This window comes from Nonomuraea sp. WAC 01424 (genome assembly GCF_003947315.1).
Lineage (GTDB): Bacteria > Actinomycetota > Actinomycetes > Streptosporangiales > Streptosporangiaceae > Nonomuraea > Nonomuraea spiralis.
Map to the genome: position 1 here is coordinate 1 of NZ_QHHZ01000048.1, position 1,205 is coordinate 1,205.

1 pseudogene is annotated in these 1,205 nt (G+C 63.2%); it reads left to right on the plus strand.

The annotated features are described in order from the left end of the window. Nucleotides 1–3: 3 nt before the first annotated feature. Nucleotides 4–1,205: pseudogene (locus tag DMB42_RS52635) on the plus strand (DNA-directed RNA polymerase subunit beta); the annotation flags it as partial.

A 1,205-nucleotide genomic window follows, 5' to 3' on the forward strand; every position in this document is an offset into this window, starting at 1 on the left:
CTGTTGGCAGCCTCGCGCAACGCCTCCGCCGTACCCGCTGGTCCCCGTCGCGTTTCTTTCGCGCGTATCCAGGAGCCCCTCGAAGTTCCTGACCTTCTCGCTCTGCAGACCGAGTCGTTCGACTGGTTGCTGGGCAACGAGAAGTGGAAGGGGCGGGTAGAGGCGGCTCGTCAGGCCGGGCGCAGGGACGTCCCGACCCAGTCGGGCCTCGAAGAGATCTTCGAAGAGATCAGTCCCATCGAGGACTTCTCGGGGACCATGTCCTTGTCGTTCCGCGACCATCGGTTCGAGCCGCCCAAGTACTCAGTCGATGAGTGCAAAGACAAGGACATGACCTTCTCCGCCCCGATGTTCGTGACGGCGGAGTTCATCAATAACACCACTGGTGAGATCAAGAGCCAGACGGTGTTCATGGGTGATTTCCCGCTCATGACGCCGAAGGGCACGTTCATCATCAACGGCACCGAGCGTGTCGTGGTCTCGCAGCTGGTCCGTTCGCCGGGTGTCTATTTCGAACGTAATGTCGACAAGACCTCGGACAAGGATCTGTACGGCTGCAAGGTCATCCCGTCGCGGGGTGCCTGGCTGGAGTTCGAGATCGACAAGCGCGACAGCGTCGGTGTGCGCATCGACCGTAAGCGCAAGCAGGCCGTCACCGTGCTTCTCAAGGCGCTGGGATGGACCAACGACCAGATCCTCGAGCGGTTCGGCCAGTACGAGTCGATGCGGGCGACCCTGGAGAAGGACCACACGGCCGGTCAGGATGACGCGCTGCTCGACATCTACCGCAAGCTGCGTCCGGGTGAGCCGCCGACCAAGGAGTCGGCGCAGACCCTGCTGGAGAACCTGTACTTCAATCCCAAGCGGTACGACCTGGCGAAGGTGGGCCGCTACAAGATCAACAAGAAGCTCGGGGTCGACTCCGAGATCACGCAGGGCACGCTGACCGAAGAGGACATCGTCGCCACCATCGAGTACATCGTCCGCCTGCACGCGGGCGAGGAGTCGATGCCGGGCGCCAACGGTGAGGTGATCGTCGAGGTCGACGACATCGACCACTTCGGCAACCGCCGCCTGCGCAGCGTCGGCGAGCTCATCCAGAACCAGGTCCGCCTGGGCCTGGCCCGCATGGAGCGCGTCGTCCGCGAGCGGATGACCACCCAGGACGTCGAGGCGATCACGCCGCAGACCCTGATCAACATCCG